The 23,351-nt window shown below is 42.6% G+C and carries 21 protein-coding genes and 2 pseudogenes; 11 read left to right on the top strand and 12 right to left on the bottom strand.

Features of this window, described 5'->3' with window-relative positions:
• Positions 1–25 precede the first annotated feature (25 nt).
• From leuB to ACQ86K_RS02795, 8 genes and pseudogenes are all read left to right on the top strand, one after another.
• A pseudogene (leuB, locus tag ACQ86K_RS02830) lies at positions 26–1,095 on the top strand (3-isopropylmalate dehydrogenase).
• 131 nt (positions 1,096–1,226) lie between these two features.
• Complete coding sequence (locus ACQ86K_RS02825) at positions 1,227–1,982, top strand: methyltransferase domain-containing protein (RefSeq protein WP_091174076.1); 756 nt, start codon at positions 1,227–1,229, stop codon at positions 1,980–1,982.
• A 207-nt stretch (positions 1,983–2,189) separates the two neighbouring features.
• Positions 2,190–2,510: a 2-isopropylmalate synthase gene (locus ACQ86K_RS02820; protein ID WP_431199769.1), complete on the top strand. Its 321-nt coding sequence runs from the start codon at positions 2,190–2,192 to the stop codon at positions 2,508–2,510.
• Positions 2,467–3,357 carry a homocitrate synthase/isopropylmalate synthase family protein gene (locus ACQ86K_RS02815; RefSeq protein WP_431199768.1) on the top strand — a complete coding sequence of 297 codons (891 nt, stop codon included), beginning with the start codon at positions 2,467–2,469 and terminating at the stop codon, positions 3,355–3,357. Before ACQ86K_RS02820 ends, ACQ86K_RS02815 begins: the two co-directional genes overlap by 44 nt.
• Positions 3,358–3,359: 2 nt before the next feature.
• The gene (gene ilvA / locus ACQ86K_RS02810) at positions 3,360–4,610 is read left to right on the top strand and encodes a threonine ammonia-lyase IlvA (protein WP_091174084.1); all 1,251 of its coding nucleotides are present in this window, start codon (positions 3,360–3,362) and stop codon (positions 4,608–4,610) included.
• 138 nt (positions 4,611–4,748) lie between these two features.
• Positions 4,749–4,934 carry a hypothetical protein gene (locus tag ACQ86K_RS02805; protein WP_431199767.1) on the top strand — a complete coding sequence of 62 codons (186 nt, stop codon included), beginning with the start codon at positions 4,749–4,751 and terminating at the stop codon, positions 4,932–4,934.
• Entirely contained in the window at positions 4,888–5,772 is an 885-nt protein-coding gene (locus tag ACQ86K_RS02800; protein WP_431199766.1) for a proline iminopeptidase-family hydrolase, read from the top strand. The genes ACQ86K_RS02805 and ACQ86K_RS02800 overlap by 47 nt, the downstream gene beginning before the upstream one ends.
• Before the next feature lie 54 nt (positions 5,773–5,826).
• The gene (locus ACQ86K_RS02795; RefSeq protein ID WP_091174089.1) at positions 5,827–6,666 is read left to right on the top strand and encodes a DUF2911 domain-containing protein; all 840 of its coding nucleotides are present in this window, start codon (positions 5,827–5,829) and stop codon (positions 6,664–6,666) included.
• 213 nt (positions 6,667–6,879) lie between these two features.
• Here the strand turns inward: ACQ86K_RS02795 and ACQ86K_RS02790 are convergent, their stop codons facing one another.
• From ACQ86K_RS02790 to ACQ86K_RS02775, 4 genes are all read right to left on the bottom strand, one after another.
• Positions 6,880–7,770 (bottom strand): IS1595 family transposase, encoded by an 891-nt coding sequence (locus ACQ86K_RS02790; protein WP_189549506.1) that lies wholly within the window; start codon positions 7,768–7,770, stop codon positions 6,880–6,882.
• A 78-nt stretch (positions 7,771–7,848) separates the two neighbouring features.
• The gene (locus tag ACQ86K_RS02785) at positions 7,849–8,574 is read right to left on the bottom strand and encodes a DUF2490 domain-containing protein (RefSeq protein WP_091174713.1); all 726 of its coding nucleotides are present in this window, start codon (positions 8,572–8,574) and stop codon (positions 7,849–7,851) included.
• A 140-nt stretch (positions 8,575–8,714) separates the two neighbouring features.
• Positions 8,715–9,740 (bottom strand): hypothetical protein, encoded by a 1,026-nt coding sequence (locus ACQ86K_RS02780; RefSeq protein WP_090534425.1) that lies wholly within the window; start codon positions 9,738–9,740, stop codon positions 8,715–8,717.
• 10 nt (positions 9,741–9,750) lie between these two features.
• On the bottom strand, positions 9,751–11,472 hold the full coding sequence (locus ACQ86K_RS02775) for an ArnT family glycosyltransferase (RefSeq protein WP_091174710.1): 1,722 nt from the start codon (positions 11,470–11,472) through the stop codon (positions 9,751–9,753).
• Positions 11,473–11,622: 150 nt separating this feature from the next.
• Between ACQ86K_RS02775 and ACQ86K_RS02770 the strand changes: the two genes are divergently transcribed.
• Positions 11,623–12,102 carry a DinB family protein gene (locus ACQ86K_RS02770; protein WP_091174707.1) on the top strand — a complete coding sequence of 160 codons (480 nt, stop codon included), beginning with the start codon at positions 11,623–11,625 and terminating at the stop codon, positions 12,100–12,102.
• 118 nt (positions 12,103–12,220) lie between these two features.
• On the opposite strand, the gene ACQ86K_RS02765 is transcribed toward ACQ86K_RS02770, so the two are convergent.
• The 8 genes and pseudogenes from ACQ86K_RS02765 to ACQ86K_RS02730 all read right to left on the bottom strand — a co-directional run bounded on the left by ACQ86K_RS02765 (position 12,221) and on the right by ACQ86K_RS02730 (position 19,955).
• Positions 12,221–13,459, bottom strand: a complete 1,239-nt coding sequence (locus ACQ86K_RS02765; RefSeq protein ID WP_431199765.1) for a hypothetical protein — start codon at positions 13,457–13,459, stop codon at positions 12,221–12,223.
• Positions 13,444–14,952, bottom strand: coding sequence for an FAD-binding protein (locus ACQ86K_RS02760; protein ID WP_091174702.1), 1,509 nt, complete (start codon positions 14,950–14,952; stop codon positions 13,444–13,446). The genes ACQ86K_RS02765 and ACQ86K_RS02760 overlap by 16 nt, the downstream gene beginning before the upstream one ends.
• A 6-nt stretch (positions 14,953–14,958) precedes the next feature.
• Positions 14,959–15,237 (bottom strand): Bor/Iss family lipoprotein, encoded by a 279-nt coding sequence (locus ACQ86K_RS02755; protein ID WP_431199764.1) that lies wholly within the window; start codon positions 15,235–15,237, stop codon positions 14,959–14,961.
• Between the two features lie 207 nt (positions 15,238–15,444).
• Entirely contained in the window at positions 15,445–16,557 is a 1,113-nt protein-coding gene (gene cfa / locus ACQ86K_RS02750; protein ID WP_431199763.1) for a cyclopropane fatty acyl phospholipid synthase, read from the bottom strand.
• A gap of 184 nt (positions 16,558–16,741) precedes the next feature.
• Entirely contained in the window at positions 16,742–17,764 is a 1,023-nt protein-coding gene (gene recA, locus ACQ86K_RS02745; protein WP_090534412.1) for a recombinase RecA, read from the bottom strand.
• Between the two features lie 142 nt (positions 17,765–17,906).
• The gene (nth, locus tag ACQ86K_RS02740) at positions 17,907–18,662 is read right to left on the bottom strand and encodes an endonuclease III (protein WP_091174695.1); all 756 of its coding nucleotides are present in this window, start codon (positions 18,660–18,662) and stop codon (positions 17,907–17,909) included.
• 243 nt (positions 18,663–18,905) lie between these two features.
• Positions 18,906–19,100, bottom strand: a complete 195-nt coding sequence (locus ACQ86K_RS02735; protein WP_091174692.1) for a hypothetical protein — start codon at positions 19,098–19,100, stop codon at positions 18,906–18,908.
• A gap of 269 nt (positions 19,101–19,369) precedes the next feature.
• Positions 19,370–19,955, bottom strand: a pseudogene (locus tag ACQ86K_RS02730) (RNA polymerase sigma factor).
• Between the two features lie 485 nt (positions 19,956–20,440).
• On the opposite strand from ACQ86K_RS02730, the gene uvrA reads away from it, so the two are divergent.
• Together uvrA and ACQ86K_RS02720 are read left to right on the top strand one after the other, a co-directional pair.
• Positions 20,441–22,870, top strand: coding sequence for an excinuclease ABC subunit UvrA (uvrA, locus tag ACQ86K_RS02725; RefSeq protein WP_431199762.1), 2,430 nt, complete (start codon positions 20,441–20,443; stop codon positions 22,868–22,870).
• Between the two features lie 2 nt (positions 22,871–22,872).
• On the top strand, positions 22,873–23,328 hold the full coding sequence (locus ACQ86K_RS02720) for a hypothetical protein (protein WP_431199761.1): 456 nt from the start codon (positions 22,873–22,875) through the stop codon (positions 23,326–23,328).
• Positions 23,329–23,351 lie beyond the last annotated feature (23 nt).

Here is a 23,351-nt window from a genome sequence, read left to right as displayed (position 1 = left end):
TCAGGCAGAGATTAGGGTTATGGGAATTAAAAAACACATATTAGTAATACCCGGCGACGGGATAGGCCCGGAGGTTACCACCTGGGGTAAAGCAGTTTTAGAAAAAATCGGTCAGGATTTTGGCCACGAATTTACGTTCGACGAAGCCCTGATGGGTCATGCGGGTATCGAGGCAACCGGTAATCCACTGCCTGATGAAACACTGGCTAAAGCTAAAGCAAGCGATGCTATCCTGTTTGGTGCTATCGGTCACATCAAATATGATAATGATCCGTCGGCCAAAGTGCGTCCGGAGCAGGGATTATTAAAAATCCGTAAGGAGCTTGGTTTATACGCTAACCTGCGCCCTATTATGCTGTTTGATGAGCTTTTGGATGCATCGAGCCTGAAACCTGAAATATTGAAAGGTACTGATATCCTTTTCTTCCGCGAGCTGACCGGCGACGTTTATTTTGGTGAGAAAAAACGCAGTGAAGACCGTAACACGGCTTCTGACCTGATGATCTATTCACGCTACGAAGTTGAGCGTATCGCTATTAAAGCATACGAGGCAGCCCGTGTACGTGGTAAAAGGTTATGCTCCGTTGATAAAGCAAATGTACTGGAGGCTTCACGCCTATGGCGCGAGGTGGTACAGGAAATTGCCAAACAATACCCTGACGTTGAAACCGAGCACATGTTCATTGACAACGCGGCTATGCAATTAGTTAAAAACCCTAAAAAGTTTGATGTGGTATTAACCGCCAACTTATTCGGTGATATCCTTACTGACGAAGCATCGCAAATTGCAGGTTCGATGGGTATGCTGGCTTCAGCTTCTGTAGGTGATGGTACGGGATTTTTGAGCCTATCCACGGTTCGGCACATGATATTGCCGGTCAGGATAAAGCAAACCCACTGGCATCGATATTATCAGTAGCTTTAATGCTTGAAATTAGTTTCGGCTTAAAAGATGAAGCTAAAAAGATAACAGACGCAATTGATAAAACTCTGAAAGACGGTTACCGCACCGGCGATATTGCTGATGCCAATACTGATAAAGTGAAAATTTTAGGCACTACGGCAATGGGCCAAAAAGTGCTGGAATATTTGTAGGTAGAGATTAGAGACCGGAGCTTGGAGATTAGGCAATGTATTGATAGAATCACCATTCCCCTTGTAATCTCGGCAAAAAAACAAAATCTGTGAAATCACCTTAATCAGTGAAATCACAAAAAAGGAATAACATGAAATGGAACGCTGATTTATACGACCAAAAGCATGCCTTCGTATTTAAATACGGAGAAGATGTGCTTGAGTTTTTGGATGTGAAACCTGGTGAACGCATCCTTGACCTGGGTTGCGGCACAGGCCATTTAACTAAACTAATACAGGATAAAGGTGCCATCGTAAAAGGCACCGATTATTCGCCCGAAATGATAGCCCAGGCTAAACAGCTTTATCCTGATGTTGATTTCGCGGTAGAGAATGCAGCTGATTTTCACACCACGGAAAAATATGACGCCATATTTTCGAACGCCGCCCTGCATTGGGTGCTTGATGCCAACGGTGCTATTCACAGCGTAGCCAACAGCCTTAAAAAAGGAGGCCGGTTTGTTGCTGAAATGGGCGGACAGGGCAATGTTGAACGTTTGATTGAGGCTACCAAACTGGTACTGCATAATCATGGTTACAATGAAAAAGCTGATACCAAAGTATGGTATTTCCCTTCGGTTGGCGAATATGCTACCAAACTGGAAGAGCATGGTTTCAGGGTTACCTACATGATTCATTATGATCGTAAAACCCCGCTGCAGGATGGCGATCAGGGCGTAGCCAAATGGATTACCATGTTTGGCGCACAGTTTTTAGAAGGCATTCCCGAGGATGAGAAAGAACAAATCCTGGCTGAGATCATTAAAAAGCTTGAACCCTTTTATAACGATAACGGCCAATGGTATGCCGATTATAAAAGGTTAAGATTTATTGCCATTAAAAAATAGATATGAGACGTGAGATTTGAGATATGAGATTTTTTTCTCTAACTTGAATACTCGCTTCTTCAAAGAGATATGAGACGTGAGATATGAGATTTCTTTATATCTCAAATTATACCTCTAACAAAAAATAAAAGAAACAAAAAATAACAATATAGATGATTAGGCATGAGTCTCAAATCTCATATCTAACATCTCAAATCTAAAAAAGATATGTTACACGATCCCAACCGCGTTTATGTTTTTGATACCACGCTCCGCGATGGCGAGCAGGTACCGGGTTGCCAGTTAACAACCCCCGAAAAGATTGAGATAGCTAAGGAACTGGAACTACTGGGCGTGGATATTATTGAAGCAGGTTTCCCGGTTTCAAGCCCGGGCGACTTCCAAAGCGTTGTTGAAATTTCAAAAGCTGTTAAAGAACCTACCGTTTGTGCGCTTACGCGTGCCAACAAAGGTGATATTGACGCTGCTGTAGCATCTCTGCAATATGCCAAACGTCCGCGCATCCATACCGGTATCGGTCTCGTCTGACATGCATATCAAACATAAATTCAACAGCACCCGCGAAGAGATTTTGGAGCGCGCTGTTGAAGCCGTTAAATATGCCAAAAAATCTGTCGAGGACATTGAGTTTTACGCCGAAGATGCCGGCAGGGCCGATGTGGTTTACCTGGCCCAAATGGTTGAAGCTGTTATCGCCGCCGGTGCTACAGTAGTAAATATTCCAGATACAAATGGTTACTGCCTGCCAGATCAATACGGCAGCAAAATCAAGTTTTTGAAAGAGAACGTTAAAAACATTGATAAAGCTATCATCTCTGTACATTGCCATAACGACCTTGGTTTGGCTACAGCCAACTCAATAGCTGGTTTGCAAAATGGCGCGCGCCAAATTGAGGGTACCATCAACGGTATCGGCGAACGTGCCGGTAATACTTCTATCGAAGAAGTGGTGATGATCCTCAAAACGCATCACACCCTGGGCCTACATACCAATATTGACTCTAAACGATTCTATGAATTGAGCCAGATGATCCGCACACAAATGCGGATGCCGGTACAGCCTAATAAAGCTATTGTAGGTGCAAATGCCTTTGCGCACAGCTCGGGTATTCACCAGGACGGCTTCCTGAAAATGCGCGAAAACTATGAAATCATTCGCCCTGAAGATGTAGGCTTTCCGAGCGCCACAATAGTGCTAACCGCGCGCAGCGGCAGGCATGCTCTGAAATTCCATCTGGAGCGTTTAGGATATACGCTGGATAAGGAAGAACTTGCTTTTGTTTACAATAACTTTTTAACGCTTGCCGATAGCAAGCTTGACATAAATGACCAGGATTTGCAAAGCCTTATGGCGCACCGACTGGTAAAAAATTAACAATGGAAACTGATACAAAAAGCCAGCTTAATTTCGAAGCGGCATACCAGCGGATAAAAGACGTTGTGAAACGTACCCCGCTGCAATATAACGCCGGTCTTTCGGCAAAATACGAGTGTGAGGTTTATTTAAAACGCGAAGACCTGCAGGTTGTTCGCTCATATAAGTTGCGCGGCGCATACAACATGATCAGTCAGTTAAATGATGATGAGTTGATCCGCGGTGTGGTTTGCGCCAGCGCGGGCAACCATGCCCAAGGCGTAGCCTTTTCGTGCAATAAAAGGAATATCAAAGGCGTAATTTTTATGCCCGAAATTACCCCCAAACAAAAAGTTAAACAAACCGCCATGTTTGGGAACGGCAATATAGAGATTGTTCTTACCGGTGATACGTTTGACGATTGCTTGGCTGAGGCCCTCGCCTACACCGAAAAAAACCAGATGACCTTCATCCCTCCTTTCGATGACTACCGCGTTATTGAAGGCCAGGGAACCGTAGGCGTTGAAATACTACAGGACCTTCCGGATATTGAAGTAGCGATTATGCCTATCGGCGGTGGTGGCTTTGCATCTGGAACAGGTACTTATCTTAAAAACAATGTTCCAAACATCCATCTGATAGGCGTTGAGCCTGAAGGTGCCCCATCAATGCTGGGCGCCATAAACCATGGTAAACCCATTACATTAGATGAAATAGACCGCTTTGTTGATGGCGCCGCTGTTAAACGCGTTGGCGCATTAACTTATGATATCTGCAAAGATATCCTGGATGATATGCTGCTGGTACCTGAAGGTAAAATTTGTACCACCATACTGAAACTTTACAACGAAGATGCTATTGTGGTTGAACCCGCAGGAGCGTTATCAGTAGCCGCACTTGATGCCTGTAAAGAGCAGATCAAAGGCAAAAAGGTAGTTTGTATCATCAGCGGTGGTAATAACGATATTGCCCGTATGCAGGAGATCAAAGAAAAATCATTACTGTACGAAGGCCTGAAACATTACTTCATTGTTCGTTTCCCGCAGCGTCCGGGGGCATTGAAACTGTTTGTGAACAGTGTATTAGGTCCCGGTGATGATATTACCCGTTTCGAATTCATTAAAAAGAATGAAAAAGAAAACGGCCCTGCACTGGTTGGTATCGAGCTAAAAAATGCAGAAGACTATCCGGCTTTGCTGCAACGCATGCATGCGCACCGTTTCAATGTTATTGAACTTAATAAAGATCAAACTCTGTTTGAGTATTTGGTGTGATACACTATAAATACTCAAAAAAAGCGTCATTGCCTTTAACAAGGCAATGACGCTTTTTTTGTATATCCAATGAAGCTAATTTAGTTAGCTTCTTATTATCTTTATCTAATAATCACCTCCACCATTCCTATCGCTAACATGAAAAAACCATTCTTCATCCTGATTGCTGCCTGCTTTTGCGCATGCAATAATCCGTCAAAACCAGCGGCAGATACCGCAACTGAATCATCAAACACTCCTTACGCAATAAAAACCGGCGGGAATAAGCTCATTAAAGTTGCCGGTAAATATAACGTATGGACGAGAAAAAGTTGGCGACGGTAAAATAAAAGTGTTACTGCTGCATGGCGGTCCGGGTTTTTCACATGACTATATGGAATGCTTTGAGGATTTTTTGCCGAAGGAGGGCATTGAGTTTTATTATTATGATCAGCTTGGCTGTGGTAATTCGGATGCGCCTGCCGATACCTCATTATGGAACATTCCACGTTATGTTGAAGAGGTTGAAGAAGTGCGCAAGGGCTTAGGGCTTGATAATTTTTACATACTCGGACATTCATGGGGCGGTATGCTGGCTATGGAATACCTGCACAAATACCAGTCGCACGTTAAAGGGGCGGTATTATCAAACATGACAGCCGGCATTAAAGGCTATGTTGCCTATGCCGCTGAGTTGAAGAAGAAGTTTTTTACGCCGCGTGATATCACTGTATTTGATTCATTAGACAGGCTTAAACAATACGACTCGCCTCAATACAACGACTTGCTGATGAATAAGCTATATACCCAGGTGATCTGCAGGCTTCCATTAGAGAATTGGCCCGAACCTTTATGGCGTGCCTTCAAAAAAGCGAATCATACCATATACATACAAATGCAGGGTGTTGACGAGTTTCACGTAACCGGCAATTTTAAAGGATGGGAATTTTGGGACAAACTGCAGAATATAAAAACGCCTACCCTTGTTTTAGGCGGCGTACACGATGAAATGAACCCCGAAGACATGAAAAAGGAAGGCCGTTTATTACCCAACAGCCGCACCTATTTATGCCCCAACGGCAGCCACATGAGCATGTATGATGATCAGCAAAATTATTTCAAAAACCTCATCACTTTTTTAAAGGACGTTGACGCGGGTACATTTACCGCAGATAAAAAGTAGCACACCAATTCTAACACAGCGTTTTATATTCCACCACCATTAAAACCGTAAATCATGAAAAAGTTATTTACCTGTATCATCACCACGATGATCTTCACTGCGGTAAATGTTTATGCGCAGTTAACGCCGCAACCCAGTTCAACGCAAAGTATTGTGCAGGATTTTGGCCTCGGAAAAATCAGTCTTGTTTACTCCCGTCCGGATGTAAGAGGCCGTAAAATATTTGGAGGTATGGAACCTTACGGAAAAGTTTGGCGCACGGGGGCCAATTCGGCCACGGTAATTAAATTTACCGATGAGGTAAGCATGGAAGGCAACAATATCCCGGCGGGCGAGTATGGGCTGTTCAGCATCCCCGGCGAAAACGAGTGGACCATCATCCTCAGCAAACAACCAAAGCAATGGGGCGCCTATAACTATAAGGAAGCTGATGATTTTTTGCGTTTCAAAGTAAAAACAGAACACCTTAAGGCTTTAACAGAAACCATGACCCTCGCATTCAGCAATGTTGCAGCAACCACCTGCGATTTACAGATGATGTGGGAGCACAGTGGCTTCACAATTCACATGACCACCGATATCGATGTCAAGGTAATGGCCAAGATCGACTCGGCCATGAATACAGATAAAAAGCCATACTATGAAGCTTTGATCTATTACTATAACAATAATAAAGATATGGACAAGGCCTTAGCCTGGGCAACCGAACTGGAAAAAGACAAAAACTTTCCGCCATTTGTGCCTAAACTATGGAAAGCTCGGATCTTATTGAAAAAAGGTGATAAAGCCGCAGCAATAGCTACAGCCCAGGAAGGTGCAAAAATGGCTGCCGATATGAAAACAGATGAGTACGTACGGTTAAATAATGAGCTAATAGCACAGGCGAAGAAGTAATCATTTTAACTCGATATAATCTCCAAACAAAAAACCCTTGCCAGTGATATTGGCAAGGGTTTTTGTTTGGAAGTAAGATTCTAAAAAGCTGGGGATTGCGCGATTCCCCTCTTGAGAGGGGCGAAGGGGTGTGTTTCTGCTTTGATAAGTCTACAGCAGCCCCCCTGCTACCGCTCATTCCTCCGCACCCCCTCTCAAGAGAGTAATAGCCCATCAAGAGGCAGTAGCCATTTTGTTAATTAAAAAGTTAAACACCTGGTTATTGCCTCTATTGTTATATTTAAATGTGAACTCATTCAGGTATGATTGCAAATGTCTGAGCGATACTTTATGGTATTGACCATATATCCCCCGTTTTAACAATGTCCAAAAGCCCTCAATCGTATTGGTGTGATACTCTCCCCGGGCATACTCTTCTTTTTCCTTGTTTAATACCTGATGTTCACGGAATATTTTATTTAAACCGGCATATCCACCAAAGCCGTCCGTTACAATAGTAGCATCTGTGCTCACTGATTGTTCAACAATGGGTTTGAGCGTTTTCCCATGTGCCTTATCTATGACCTGAAGCTTTAGACGGCCATCCCGCTCCAATAACCCAATCACGGGCTGTTTATCCTGCATGCCGGTGACCTGCAAATTATTATCGCGCCTTTCCTGCCGCTTTTTCTTTGAGTGATTGGCTTTTTTACCACCTAAATAAGTCTCATCTACCTCAACAATACCCTTAAACAAACCGCCATCCCCGCCGTCCCGCATGGCTTCCCGTATCCGCATCTGCAAATACCAGCCTGTCTTACGATTGCATCCCAGATCCCTGCTTAACTGACGTGCAGATAACCCCTTTTTCGCATTCAGCATTAATGAAATAGCCAAAAACCATTGCGGCAAAGGAAGTTTGGTGCCCTCGAAAACAGTGCCGACCAAAACGCTATAGCTGCGGTTACAGCTATTGCAAATATGCCGTTGGCTTTCCTGGCGCTTGCTGCTCCGTTTGCTGTTGCAATACGGGCATTCTGGCAATCCTTGCCATCTTAATCCTTCAAGATAGTCTATGCAACTGGACTGATCTGGAAAACGCTTAATCGTCTCTATGATATTCATTATCATAAATATACAAATTATTCCTGCCTTTTCATGGGCTATTACTCTCAAGAGGGAGCCTTAGAAATCGCTTAGTTATTAAAACCTTGTATAAAAAGCCAGCTGTGCTACATGGTTTACCACATAGGCATCGGCTTGTTTAATGTATTGATTAAGATAACCAGCTTCGGCGTCAAATGATTTGCTAAAGCGGTAGCCAACCGCTACGTAAGCACGGTTTTGATCAAAAAAGTGTTTATTAACTTTATTCTTATTTTGAACGTTTACAAAGGCCTCGTTTTGCAGGGCGAGGAAAGTACCTTCTGTAAATACATCCGAATCCGGTTTCATCGGGATCACTGCACGGGCAAAATACCTGAAACGCTGGGCAAAATACCGATCGTTTTTATTATCGGCAGTGTTCCCTAAAAAGCGCTGCTCTAACCTAAAACGATGTGCCAATTGCACATGTTTGGTAAGCTTATGGGTATATGTGTACTGCTGCCAAATGCGGTGCTCCGGGCGAAATGTTGTTTCGTTACTTGGAGTTCGGCCATAGGTAGCTATGTAGGCATAACCCAAGGCCCCTACCTTGTTTTTGGCAAAATAATAATTAGCCGAAGGACGGAGCAGGATATGCTTTAGGTAACTTACTTCATCATGCGAGCGCAATTGTCCGTCGAACGAATAACCCCAATGTTCGGATAATTTTTGGCTGTGAAAAATAGCCGCCCAGCCCGAAAACTGGTTGTCTTGCGCAAGCAGCCTTGCAGGTGCCGCGAGCAGTAGTACTGCGAAAATTAATAGTTGTTTTTTTAATTGCATGGATGATATATGTGTGTTATAAAGGTTAACATTTATTGTAGAGACGCATTACATGCGTCTCTTTTTGCGACAGAAATTTGCAGGATCTGTCGTTTTATTAAAGTAGAGACGCATGTGCTGCGTCTCTACGCATAGCTTTACTAATCCTTAAACCTTACCAGGGTTTGGCGGCCCAGATCAACCGTTACCCTGAAGGCTTCCTGGTTGCTGCTGTATCCCGGTGTTTGGTGCAGGCTTAATATAAACTGTCCCTTTACACGCTTGTATAAAAACGGCGTGTAAATAATATCTAAACGGTTATAAGTTTTCTTTTCAAAAAACGCGTCGCCGTAAATAATATGGCTGCCCTGGCCTTTGTAAAATTCGTCAAATAGGGCAAAACGTTTCCAGCTTAAATAAGCATTAGCTACAAAGCCGGCGGGTTTATGAAAACCATCAACACCCCTAACCCGCTCAAACGACATCATGCCGCCTGCTTCAATAGATAACGAATCTAAAATGGTTTTATGACTTAAGTCGAGCCCTAATCTTATTTGTCCGCCGCCATTATCCTGGATGTGGTCGTTTGGTAAAAGCACCTCAGCCCCTGCATCATGCATCAGCAAAAAATAGTGCGAAACATAAAAGGGCCCGGTTAAGCTTGGTCGGTATTTACCCGAAAAACCGAACAGGAACTGCTCACGATCGGTAACGGTTTGGCGGCTTACCCAGTCAATCCAGGCAGTTTCGGTAAAGTGGGCATTATGAAAACGAGTAAGCAAACCCTCAACATTGGGGCGATAGTAGCGCAAAGTATCGTTCAGTAGAGCCCGTGGATAATCATCCAGCAAACCCTCGCGCGGGAAAGCACCGGCATTGAACAGCCAGTTTTTACCGGTAAAGCTGTAATAAGCAACTGGATTAACTTTCAAAAAATATGGTTTTGCACCAAACTCATGAATGCCGTTAACCCCTACAATAAAGTGGTTCACACTATCGATATTCAAGCCCAGGTCAAGCGCGGTACGCACACCCGAATAGGTGCGTGAGCGGGCAACAAAATCTTTGTACTCCCGGTTATCCATAAAACCCAAGCCATTAAAATGGATATCAAGGCTACCCTGTGCAAGGGCTGCAGTGGTGGTTATGATCGAAAAAAAGACAAAAAGGTATATCCGTTTAAACATAGTCGATTTATTATTTTACTGTAATGTTGATGCTCTTGCTGTTACGGCCGCCAAAAAATGGTTCGGTACGCAATGAAAAAATGAGTTGATATCTGCCAGGCTGCTCCGGTGCTGTTACGTTAAATTTAAAATGAGTGCTTTCGCCCGGCTTTAGGGCAATGTTATGGAATGAATCATCTGCCTTTTGATTAGTGATCTGATCAGTCTTTTTAAAGAAACAGGCTTCAAAAAATACAGGGTGCTTTTGATTTTTATTACTGAAATCAATGGCGAATGGATAAGGATTTTTAACCGTAAGGTCGAAATCTATTTTTTGCCCCGGACTAACGGCTTCTTTGGGAGCAAGTGTTTCAAATTCAACCCGCTGATAAGTGCGCGTATCGTCGACCCAACCGCCATACCATTTACCGGCAAATACGTTAATGGAATCGGTTGTTACACCGGGCAACCAAACATCCAGTACATAATAAGTTTTTTTATGCTGAATGCTGTCTTCTATAGGCCAGATATCATACTGGGTACGGCGATAATGGCGTGAATCATAGGCAAGCCCACGGGTGGTGTTATTATAAAAATTGTATTTGGACGGATCCTGAAAACCGTCATAAAATATCACATAATTATTGCCTGCCTTTTTCTGGATCTGATGAGCCCAATCCTTAAAGCCGAAAAAGCTTTTCATGGCATCGATCTTTAGCAACAACGGAGGCCCCCAGATAATACAGATACGAACAAGCAAAATCAGGCTGAGGTTTATAACAGCCAAACGGTTAAACCAGGTAGGTTTGCCTCCCGGCCTGGCAAAACTGATGAGCACCAGCATGCTCAACGGCACATAAGCAATCAGTGTCCAATGGAGCTGTACTTCACCTTTAAAGGAGGTGAGAAAAAAGAATGCTAAAATGCCCGCGCTGTTTACGAGCAGGGTGCGGGTGAAAACATCTTGTATTTTGGTTGTAAATCCTTTATAAAAAAGGAACCAGCCAATCAGCGGCCCGGCCATTATCAACTGCCCCAATGGATATAAATAGGTATTATCCAACTGGTAGTCATCGGCCGAACGCTCGCTAAGGTGATAGCTTATTGAAGGATAATCGTGGTTTACCTGCCACAGGATATGCGGTGCATACAAAGCAAGCGCCAGCAGCACAATTCCGTAAAAAGACCCTCGCTTAAGCAATTTTATATTAGATACAAGCGTGAAAGCAACCAACAAAATGCCATGGTACTTACTATATAGCAGGCAGGCTATCACCACGCCCAATATAATGGCAAGTTTTAAGCTGTCCTCTTCAATATATTGCTGATAAAAATACAGGAACAGCACCGTGAAAAACAGCAAAGGGGCATCAGGTGTGGTGGTAAAACCATAAATATGGAATACAAAGATGCCCGAAACCACCAGTATAAAGTTGATGGCATCAACCCTATAGCGCTTTAGCATCAGCCACATCAGGTATAAAGATGCGGTGGTGCTCATCACTGTAAAGAGCCTCACCCCAAATTCATTATGTATGAGACTGTAACCTGCTTTAATGAAAACGGCCACCATAGGCGGATGGTCATAATATCCCCAGTCTAAAAAACGCGAGTAAACCCAGTAGTAGGCCTCATCCGCATGGATCTCCAGGGTAAATGCCTGTACGGCATTTAGCAAAGCCCACAACAGTAAAAAATAAATTATTGGCTTGTTATATTTTACCGGCGCGCTATTTAAAGAGGTATCCTGCATTAAAATGGATGAGTAAATGAATGGGCAAAGGTATGATAAAAGATATAAGCCATAAAACGTTGGCAGCGGCGATGTGATAATTTGACGAAAAACATACCACAATCTTCATAATTTAGCGCAGCTGGAAAGCCTTAACCCATCCAATATAAAATGAAACAAGAATTTGAGGTTATCAAAAAACCGCGCCTGATGCTGTTAAACGTTGTTAAAGATCTTAGCCCCGAACAACTTAACCACATCCCCGCAGGGTTTAATAACAACCTGATCTGGAACCTGGCGCATATGATTTCCGGACAACAAGGTATTTGCTATACACGTGCAGGCGTACCTATTGTGGTTGATGACAAGTACTATACCCCCTACCGTCCCGAAACAAAGCCGCAAAGTTTTATTAATGCCGATGATATTGCTGAGGTTAAAGAGCTGCTTATTTCAACTATTGATAAAATGGAGGAAGATTACCAGACAGGTATTTTCTCAAACTATCAACCGATGACCACCCGTTATGGTGTTACCTTGAGCAATATAGAAGAAGCAATCCGTTTTTTGCCATTTCATGATGGTTTGCATACCGGTTATATCATGGCTTTGAAAAGAGCGGTTTTGGAGGAGATGAGTAAGCTTGTTTAGTATACAATCTTACTAAACGGGATCCCTACCGTTAGCCCGATTGCTGTTTTATTGTAAGGCAGTCGGGTATTCTTTAAGGAATTATTGATGTCCTGAAGCAAAAGTTGTGCTTCAAAATTTATGGCTGTGACTCCCTTTTTATCAATAAGAACAATTGGGATGCCGATGATAGAGTTGAGCGCTTTATAAGTCCCCAAATTTTTTCAATCCGGAAACTAATGCCAACATGCGAGGTTCCGGGGATATACACTAACTTACCTGCCGCAACGGGTGTTATAAAGTTTTTATATTGGCCTATGTACCGGTCACCTTTATTTATGGTGACGGTGTTGATCCCATCTGTTCCCTGTGCTCCCGTTACATCAGCACTAAATAAGGAACCGCTTTGTACCGTATTATTCACAAAGCCTTTACCGGCAAAGGTTAAAAAGAACCGGCCCAATTTAGGGCTTTCCCAGAAACGAGTATGACTTACAAATAATTCGAGCGGGTAGTTATAATGTTTGTTAACCTGTGCATTCACATCATTGCTTACCATAAATTTTTGTGGGATAACCGGGATATAAACGCCCAGACTTGTCCAGTTATCGGTTACCAGGTCATAATTACCTGTATTTACCAGTAGTTCTGATTGCTGTTCGGAAAACCGTTGCAAATAATCTCCCCGGAGCGAAGCATAAAAGGTTTCCCGAAGTTTGCTTTTCACCTCATTGAGATTTTGTCCCGGCGCCTCCTCCTGTTTCAAAGCGTTAAGAGATTGCTCAAACTCTTCGGCCTTTTTGTTGATACTTTGAGCGATTGTATTTACCATCAATGCCCGGGCTGCATCCATCTCCTTTTTAAAATCACCATTGGCTGCGTAATAAGTTTTCGGCTTTCCCATCCAAGTTTTTTGAATGGTAAAACCCAATTGATTATCATAATACCTGTTAGCACTTTTTGCCGAATACGCGTTTGCTATATTTACCCTCGCCCCTGCTACTACAAATGACCTTACCCAATCATCACTATCAACCGGTTGGTGAAAATTATGATTGATGCTGATCATCCCTTCCGCAGCGTTGATATTAACATAATTTTTATACAACGAAAGGTCTTCATTACCGGAGAGGTAGGAGCTCACCTTATTGGACAGGAAGATATTCATGCTTTTATTAGAGATCAGCATCCCATGGCCTGTGCTGTTAGAATAGTTAGTCACTTTGCTGTTTATCGCCTTTATCTCATTGATGATCTGTGTAGTGGTTTGAGCTTTAGATTGCAAGAAGCCTGAACAGAAAAAGAGCAGACCACTTACTATGATTTTAAGCCACGCTGTATAGTTTCTCCGGTTAATATATTTCAGGCCAGCCCCCATTGCTGCGTAATTTGATTGGTAAAAACTTTCTGGCAGTCGGCATTGAGCAGGGTTTTCCGGGCGTTGACCCACCGGGTAGCTGCATCGCCGTACATTCTTTGGATGCGTTGTGGGGTAATTTCGTTGGCCTTGCCCCAATGAAATGTAAAGGGGATATTTTCATGCTCAAGCATCAGCCATACCTGGGTATAAAAGTTATAAGCTTTGTCTGATAGTGGTGCATCCAACTCCATAATGCAGGTATGTTCAAACCGGGTAAAGCCCAATGTGGCTTTGGTTTGCTTAACAAACCTAAATGAAAATACACCGCTGAAAGGGCCGATATCTTTATTGATCTTCAACATCAAATCGGCAACCCTTGGCGAAAGTTCTGCCGGGAAACCGATGGCAGAGCTCAATAGTTTTCCTCTTAACGTAGTATTGCTAAAAATTTCGCCCAGCGTACCAAAATGAGGATCAGTATTAGTTGTCATGCTGATATTTAACACCTTGGTAACTACAACCGGAACTAAAGCGGGCACAGCATCAGTAATAGTACCTATAAAACTGGCAGCATCATCTCCCGGGCCGATCCCCGCCGCGTTATCAACCGGGGGCTGATAGTTGGTACGATACGGGCGCTTATACATAGTGGTTACAAATGCCCCTTTATCCAGATCGTACGGATTAAGCAGTACCGAAAAATGGAAAGGGCGCTCGTTACCGCATGGCAGCTTATCGGTATCGCTAAAATCAAGTGTTGCCATCATACCCTGCAGTTCGGCATCATAAGGTAACCGTTGCACATAAGTTTCTAACAAAAACAGGGGTTCTGTTTCCATTAGTACGCCGTGGATAATACCGAAGCTCCCAAAACTTACCAATGCGGCATTGAAAAGTTCATCATCCTGTACCAGCTCGGTTTGCAGCAGATCCATAAACCGTTGCGCTACAATGGGAGCGGAGGCTCTTTCCAACCAAATGTGCCTGTCGGGACTTACCACAATATGGAGCCCTACTACAAAATCTGGTGTGGCACCAAAATCAAACGCCGAGCCATGAGTTCCTGTACTCACTGCACCAGCTATAGTTTGCCCGTTGCTGGCACCGGAAGTTTTGAGTGACAGGCCCCTGTTTTTCAAAAATGCGCCGAGTTCCCAAATACCGTTGCCACTTTGTGCAAAAAGCAGGTGGTCTTTGTTGCCAGTGTAAGCAGGGTTTACGGCTGTATCGGCAATAGTAAACCTGGTGTTAAGGGGTTTTGTATCCAGCATTACACCATCTTTAACCGTTGCTATTTTTGTCCACGACCAGCCAGCGCCCAATGATCGTAATGGGGTACCGGTCTCAATAGCTTCTTTAATCAGGTTTTGAAGCCCTTTGGTAGCGTCATTATAACCTTCAAGGGCATCAAGATTGTCTTCGTTGCCTAATTCATACAGATCTTTAATTTGCTCGGTAAAAGTTTCGTGCCGGTTTTCCCAACTGCTGACTCCTGTTTTAATAACTTTCATAGCCGCTTATTTGATTACGCCATCTTTGGCGCAAGGTTTACCGCATTTCCACTCTACCCTTGCAGGGCTCCAGATACCTAAGGTTACAACAGTAAGCAAGGAATAACCGAAATTATTCTTCACCGTAACTTCGGCCATACCATTGGAGCCAAGGGAATCACATATAGGAGTAACGATTCGCTTGGGGCTTTGGATAGCTCCCCAAAAAAGAAGTTTACATTCTGGTGCGATACCTCTGACCCAGCCTGCGCCTTTGTTTCGACACGGGCCGTGTAACAACTGCACAGCATTAATGAGATTAAAACAGCAGGGATAAGCTTCCTATAAAAATACAGGGGCCTGTTCAAACGTGATGGCAACATATTGTAAGTATTTGGGAAATTCCTAAAATACAATAAAGTAAATCCAAATACTTGATTTTCAATTAAGTAAAAACACGTTTATTGAATACGTACTTTTACGTCATTTATTTGATTAATGAAAAGAAGGGGCTTATCTTATTGATTTGTACAATCCCAGATGCTTTGGTTTGGTTAAAACAATATGCCATAAATGGTTTTTTCTTGAGCGGAAGGATGCAGCGCTGGCACTAAGATAGTAGCGCCACATGCGGTAAAAGGTATCACCATATTTAACGTTAAGCTGCGGCCAGCTTTGCTCAAATTTTTTACGCCACTCCATACAGGTTCGGTCGTAATATACGCCGAAGTTATGCCAATCTTCCAAAATAAATAAGCCCTGCCATGCTGTTGAGAGTTGTGCTGCAGATGGCAGCATACCATTCGGAAATATGTATTTTGCAATCCAGGGATCGGTAACTTTAGTTGAGTAATTACCGCCTATGGTATGAAGAAGGCAAATACCGTCATCTGCTAAATTTTCGTTCACCCTTTCCATAAAGATGCGATAATTACGGTAGCCAACATGTTCAAGCATCCCCACAGAAACTATCCTGTCGAATTTTTCATGTACATCGCGATAATCCTGCACCCTGATCTCCACAGGCAAACCTTTGTTAATCTCCTTTGCAATAATGGCCTGCTCTTCTGAAAGGGTTACGCCTATCCCTTTTACGCCATACTTTTCGGCCGCATATTGAAGGAGGCCGCCCCATCCGCAGCCTATATCAAGTAAGCTCATGCCTGGTTCCAATTTTAACTTACGACAAATCAGATCAAGCTTAGCTTCCTGGGCCTCATCCAATGTTTGTGCAGTTTCCCAATAGGCACAGGAGTATATCATCCGCTTATCAAGCATCAACTCAAACAGGTCGTTGCCAATATCATAATGCTTGTGTGCAACTTCTTTTGCCTTTGATTTGGTTTGCTGATTACTAAATTTTGCCTTGAGAAAGTATTTAAGCGTATTTAAGTCGCGCGGGATCATTTTATCAACCCGGTGATACTGGACGCGAAAAAATTCGTCAAGCGCTTCACAATCCCACCAACCTTCCATGTAGGCTTCCCCAAAACCTAAAGACCCTCCTGCCAGCACACGATCATACAATTTAGGATTGCGTACCTGTAAATCCCATGGGTTATTGCCATTCACGGTAATACCACCTGAAGCAAACATATTTGTAACAATCTCTTTTGATGATCCCATAGCTTTTTCCGGTTTATGCGGTGATAAAGATATTCTTTTTGCGGAAAAACAGGAACAATTGCTAACATAGTACTGCCGCGGGTTACACTACGCCAAACCCGCGGCAATTTTACAAAAAAAGCCCCCTTACAGGAGGCCTTCTTATATATTCATTAAATCACTTTAAAGATCAGTATAATCCCAATTATACTTCTTCCATGCTTTCGCCGGTTACTGTTTCTTTGATCTTATTTTCCAATTCTTCCTGTAGCTCAGGGTTATCAAGGATCAGTTGTTTAACAGCATCACGCCCCTGGCCTAAACGGGTTTCGCCATAGCTAAACCATGACCCTGCTTTTTTAATAATGTTGTATTCAACACCCAGGTCAATGATCTCACCGGCCTTTGAAATACCTTCGCCAAACATGATATCAAACTCGGCTACACGGAACGGAGGGGCAACTTTATTCTTAACGATCTTAACCTTTACGCGGTTACCGGAAACCTCATCAGTGTCTTTAATTTGGGAAATACGGCGTACATCCAAACGTACCGAAGCATAAAATTTCAATGCATTACCACCAGTAGTGGTTTCAGGGTTGCCAAACATAACACCGATCTTATCGCGCAGCTGGTTAATAAAGATACAGCAGCATCCTGTTTTGCTGATAGTGCCGGTTAGCTTACGTAATGCCTGGGACATTAAACGTGCATGCAGGCCCATTTTTGAATCGCCCATTTCGCCTTCTATCTCGGCTTTAGGAACCAACGCTGCAACAGAGTCGATAACCAAAATATCAATAGCGCCCGAACGGATTAGGTTATCGGCAATTTCCAGTGCCTGTTCACCATTATCAGGCTGGGAGATCAGCAGGTTTTCAACATCCACGCCTAATTTCTTGGCATAAAAACGATCGAAAGCGTGCTCCGCATCAATAAAGGCTGCAATTCCACCGTTCTTTTGCGATTCGGCAATGGCATGGATAGCCAAAGTTGTTTTACCTGACGATTCAGGCCCGTAGATCTCAATGATCCTTCCTTTAGGCAAACCGTTAACTCCCAAAGCAATATCAAGCCCTAATGAGCCGGTTGATATAACTTCAGTTTGTTCAACTACGGATTCGCCCAATTTCATGATGGTACCTTTACCGTATGATTTTTCCAGCTTATCTAATGTAAGCTGTAATGCCTTCAATTTATCAGCGCTATTTTTATCTATGTTAGCCATCGTATTAATTTCTTCAACAAATATAATTACATTTTTTAAAATTACTAATTTTTTTAGTAATTTATTTTTTTGCGACTGGTTGATTGGAATGTATTAAGTAAATATAATAACTACTCACTAAGTCATCTATCCACTTACTCAACTAATTATCCACACTTCTCTTCCTCAACTCCTTATCTATAATATTAAGGGCCTTTTTCTTTTTAGCTTCTTTGGCCTTCTTAAGTTTTGCAGCTTCAAGCCTTTGCAGCGCGGCTTCTGTATTATTGCGCTCATAATAGCGACAAAACCACGTAAGCGGACAAATATCGCATTTAGGGCTGCGCGCCAAACAAATATACCGGCCATGCAATATAAGCCAGTGATGTGCAACACCTATATATTCTTTAGGAATATTTTGGACCAACTGTTTTTCAACCGCCAACGGGGTACGGGCATTATTAGTTAAGCCAATGCGGTTGGCCACCCTAAAAACATGTGTATCAACAGCCATGGCCGGTTCTTCAAAAATAACCGAAGCGATCACATTGGCAGTTTTACGGCCTACACCTGGTAATTTTTGCAGATTTTCGATCCCCGAAGGTATTTCGCCATTAAAAACTTCCATCAGCATTTTGCCCATGCCTACCAAATGTTTGGCTTTATTATTAGGATAACTTACTGACCGGATGTATGCAAAAACTTCGTCGGATGTTGCGGCAGCCAGATCTTGCGGAGTAGGAAAACGCTCAAACAGTGCCGGCGTTACCTGGTTAATCCGTTTATCAGTACACTGTGCCGAAAGTATAACGGCCACCAATAATTGGAATGGGTTATTATAGTGCAGCTCAGTAACCGGGTTAGGCTGGTTTTTAGAAAAATAATCAACAAAATGGCGATAGCGTTCGGCTTTTAACATTAGTTCACTGGTTCATTCGTTCATTAGTTTATTGGTGCTTTGCTTATGGCAAATACATCCTTATAAACCACTTTCCAAAACTATCAAACTTTTCACCAATGAACGAATAAACCAGTGAACTACTGAACCATCTTAAAATAGAAAGGTTCATAAATCACTTATTGGGTTTTGGTTTTCGATTCGCATCGGTAACCTTTTCAACAATTATGATCTATGAACCAGTGGGGGAATCCGCAATAAATACTAACGTAAGCTTTTTGAATAATCCAGGATCTGGTGTATAGTTTGCACTTTGGGTTTCCTGATCAGCAGGTCCAAATCAGCACGAATTGAATTGTAAAAAATCACTTCGTCGGCGTCCAGATTTTCTTGTACATTCCTGTTCATTTCAGCTTCGTTAGCTAATGCATTTAACGTTTTTGTAAAGGTTTCATCCATAAGCTTATTTTACTATAATTTTTATATGGTTTATAACGGTGGCTTAAAGATAATATTTTGTTAAATGAAAATTAAATGAAATTTTTATTTAACAAAATTAGCTACCGGAAGCTATGAATTACGTTATTGCAACAGTAAATAACTTTATATCAGCAACTAATGAAACAATAACAGAATTTTAGACAAAAAATAAGGTTAGAATATTATTATCCGGTTTAACCTAAACAATAATATCCTAACCTTTATATCTAATCTCTTATACCGAAAAACTAATTTTTCAGGCTGAGCTCTTTGCTCTGCATCATTTTGCGGAGGTTATTAAGGGCATAGCGCATACGGCCAAGGGCGGTATTGATGCTAACATCGGTAATATCGGCAATCTCTTTAAAACTCATATCCCCAAAGTGGCGCATAATGAGCACCTCCTTTTGTTCGGATGGAAGCAGTTGGATCAGTGCTTTAAGATCTTTATGGGTTTGATCCCTAACCATCTTGTCCTCGGTACTTTCGTCATAATTACCAAGCACTTCAAAAATGTCGAAATCATCGCCATTGCTGATCATAGGCGCACGTTTTTCACGGCGAAAATGGTCAATCACCAGGTTATGTGCAATACGTGTTACCCACGGCAAAAATTTACCCTCTTCGTTATATTTACCGGCTTTAAGGGTGTTAATCACCTTTATAAATGCATCCTGAAAAATATCTTCGGCAAGGTATTCGTCTTTTACCAGCAAGTAAATAGAAGTATATATTTTTGATTGGTAACGCCTTATCAATTCTACTAAACCGGCTCTCGTCGCCGGCTACATATAGATGGATTAGATCCTGATCACTCTTCAATTGAAAATCCATAGAAAGTACTACTTAAAACTTAATTCTTAGTTAAAACCTTTTAAAGTAAAGTATATTCTATAGCGTGCTCCTTAGGGGTTAAAGATTTGTTTGCTCAAATAAAATAAATTATTGGTAAAATAACAAATAAAATTTTTTTTCGCGCCCTACTTTACTATTAATCGGTATAATTACCTATAAAACCATCATTTATTTGGCACACTTCCGTTAGACTTATTTTTAATACCGAAGGTTTAATCATTCGCCAAAATAAATTTTTTAAAAAGTAGTTGTTAAAACAACATTAAGTTTTAAAAAGTCAGCAAACTGTAAACTCCAATATTTCACGTAGTTTAATCCAATAAACAATCAAAACTCATTTGGATTCTGCTAAATTTTTTAGGATTTTTGCATTCGCAAAATAAAGTCCATAGCCGATAGCCCATAGACCATGGCACTGATTTAGCTATGGTCTATAGGCCATGGACTATCGACCAAAAAACAGCATGAGTAAAGAAGCAGAAAAAGATCCGCAAAAGCATATTATTATAAAAGGCGCAAGGGTGCACAACCTTAAAAACCTTGATGTGGCTATTCCCAAAAATAAACTGGTGGTAGTTACCGGCATGTCGGGTTCGGGCAAATCATCGCTCGCTTTCGATACTTTGTACGCCGAAGGTCAGCGCCGCTATGTGGAAAGCCTTTCATCATACGCTCGCCAGTTTTTGGGCCGTATGAACAAGCCCGATGTTGATTATATTAAAGGCATTGCACCGGCTATAGCTATTGAGCAAAAGGTAATTACCTCAAACCCACGTTCAACCGTTGGTACATCAACCGAGATCTACGATTATTTAAAACTGCTTTTTTCACGTATCGGTAAAACGATATCGCCCATATCAGGCAATATCGTAAAAAAAGACTCGGTGACCGATGTGGTTAACTTTGTGCTTTCATTGCCTAACGAAACCCAGGTAACCATTCTTGCTCCATTGCACCCGCACAATAACCGGAGCCTTAAAGAGGAACTTGCAGTATTGATGCAAAAAGGTTTTGTTCGTGTTGAATACAATGGCAAACTTTCGCGTATCGAATCTTTATTAGAGGATGAAACAGTAGAGAACGTTCCTTTGATGGCGGCTGAACCAACAGTCGAGATCAAAAAAACAAAGACAAAAAAAGCCGCTGCAGAAACTACCGAAATTGATCAGCAAATTGTAGTACGCATAGTTGTTGACCGCGTTACCAAGAATGAGGAAGACGAAACTATTAGCCGCTTAGGCGACTCCATACAGACTGCCTTTTTTGAAGGCAAAGGCGATTGTTTTGTTCGCTTCCAGCAACCTGACAACGATACCGAGCATGAGCGCTTTTTTTGCGACCGTTTTGAGTTAGACGGATTGAAGTTTGAAGAGCCTACGCCAAACTTCTTCAGCTTTAATAATCCGTATGGCGCATGTAAAAAATGCGAAGGTTACGGCAAGGTGATCGGTATTGATGAAGACCTGGTTATCCCGGATAAAAGCAAATCCATTTATGAGGGGGCCATTGCCCCCTGGCGCGGCGAAAAAATGCGCGAATGGAACGATGCACTGGTAAGACATGCCTTAAAGTTCGACTTCCCTATCCACCGCCAATACAATCAACTAACCGAAAAAGAGCAGCGCCTGCTCTGGACCGGCAATAAGTTTTTCCGTGGCCTTGACGAGTTTTTCAAAGAAATGGAAGAACAAACGTATAAGATCCAGTACCGTGTTTTGCTATCGCGATACAGGGGTAAAACTACTTGCCCGGAGTGTAAGGGCAGCCGTTTACGGATAGACGCTTCTTACGTAAAAATCAGCGAAAAATCAATCACTGATGTGGTGTTAATGCCGTTGGATAAAGCGTTCGAGTTTTTCAAATCGCTTGAACTGAGCGAGACCGACGCTAAAATCGGCAAACGCTTACTAATGGAGATCACCAACCGCCTTGGCTTTTTGAATGATGTAGGGTTAAGCTACTTAACACTTAACCGTTTATCAAACACCCTATCCGGCGGTGAGTCACAACGTATTAACCTGGCTACCTCTTTAGGCAGCAGTCTTGTAGGTTCGGTTTACGTGTTAGATGAGCCGAGCATTGGTTTGCATCCGCGTGATACCCAAAGGCTGATTAGCGTACTAAAATCCCTCCGCGATGTGGGCAACACCGTATTGGTTGTTGAGCATGAGGAAGAGATCATGAAAGCTGCCGATCACATTATTGATATTGGCCCGGAGGCTGGCACCCATGGCGGCGAGCTGATTTTTACCGGTACTTATAACGAAATTATAAAAGACGATAAAAGCCTCACCGGCAAATACCTGAGCGGCAGGGAAGAAATAGCTATCCCCGCAAGCCGCCGCAAATGGCACGATTTTATCGAAATAAAAGGCGCGCGCGAAAACAACCTGAAACATGTCACCGCAAAATTTCCGTTAGGCGTGCTTACTGTTGTTACGGGCGTATCCGGCTCAGGTAAAACCAGTTTGGTAAAACGCATCCTTGCCCCGGCCGTTCAAAAGGCATTGGGCAATTATTCGGGCGAACAAACGGGCTCATACGATGCTATTGATGGTGATTATGGCAAAATTGAACAGGTTGAACTGGTTGACCAAAACCCAATAGGCCGTTCATCGCGCTCAAACCCGGTTACTTATGTTAAAGCCTGGGACGAGATCCGCAACCTGTACGCCGCTCAGCCGGCAGCAAAAGCCGCCGGGCTAAAACCCTCTGCATTTTCTTTTAATGTTGAAGGCGGCCGTTGCGATGTTTGCCAGGGCGAAGGTGAAGTTAAGATAGAGATGCAATTTATGGCAGATATCTTTCTTACCTGCGAAACCTGCGGGGGCCATCGTTTCAAGCAGCATATTTTAGATATCCAGTACAAAGAAAAAATGTATCGGAGATCCTGAACATGACTATCGATGAAGCCGTTGAGTTTTTTGCCAAAGAGCCAAAGATCATCGCCAAAATAAAACCTTTGGTTGATGTTGGTTTAGGGTATGTGCATTTAGGTCAATCGTCAAATACGTTATCTGGAGGCGAAGCACAGCGCATCAAACTGGCATCATTCCTGGTAAAGGGGAACAATACTAGTAAAACTCTTTTCATTTTTGACGAACCCACTACCGGCCTACATTTTGCCGATATTAAAAAACTGCTGAAATCATTTGATGCCCTCCTTGATCATGGCAACACCATTATTGTTATTGAACACAACATGGATGTGATCAAATGTGCGGACTGGGTTATCGATATTGGCCCGGAAGGTGGAGACCGGGGCGGTAAAGTTGTATTTGAGGGCGTTCCTGAGGACCTTCTAAAACAAAAAGACAGCTATACGGGCAAGTTTTTGAAAGAGCGGTTTTAATTGATCAATGTTTAAGCAGGCTT

Source organism: Mucilaginibacter sp. P19, from assembly GCF_050632265.1.
Lineage (GTDB): Bacteria > Bacteroidota > Bacteroidia > Sphingobacteriales > Sphingobacteriaceae > Mucilaginibacter > Mucilaginibacter gossypii.
Note: the sequence above shows the minus strand (reverse complement) of the source record. Positions and strands in the feature narration are given on the sequence as shown.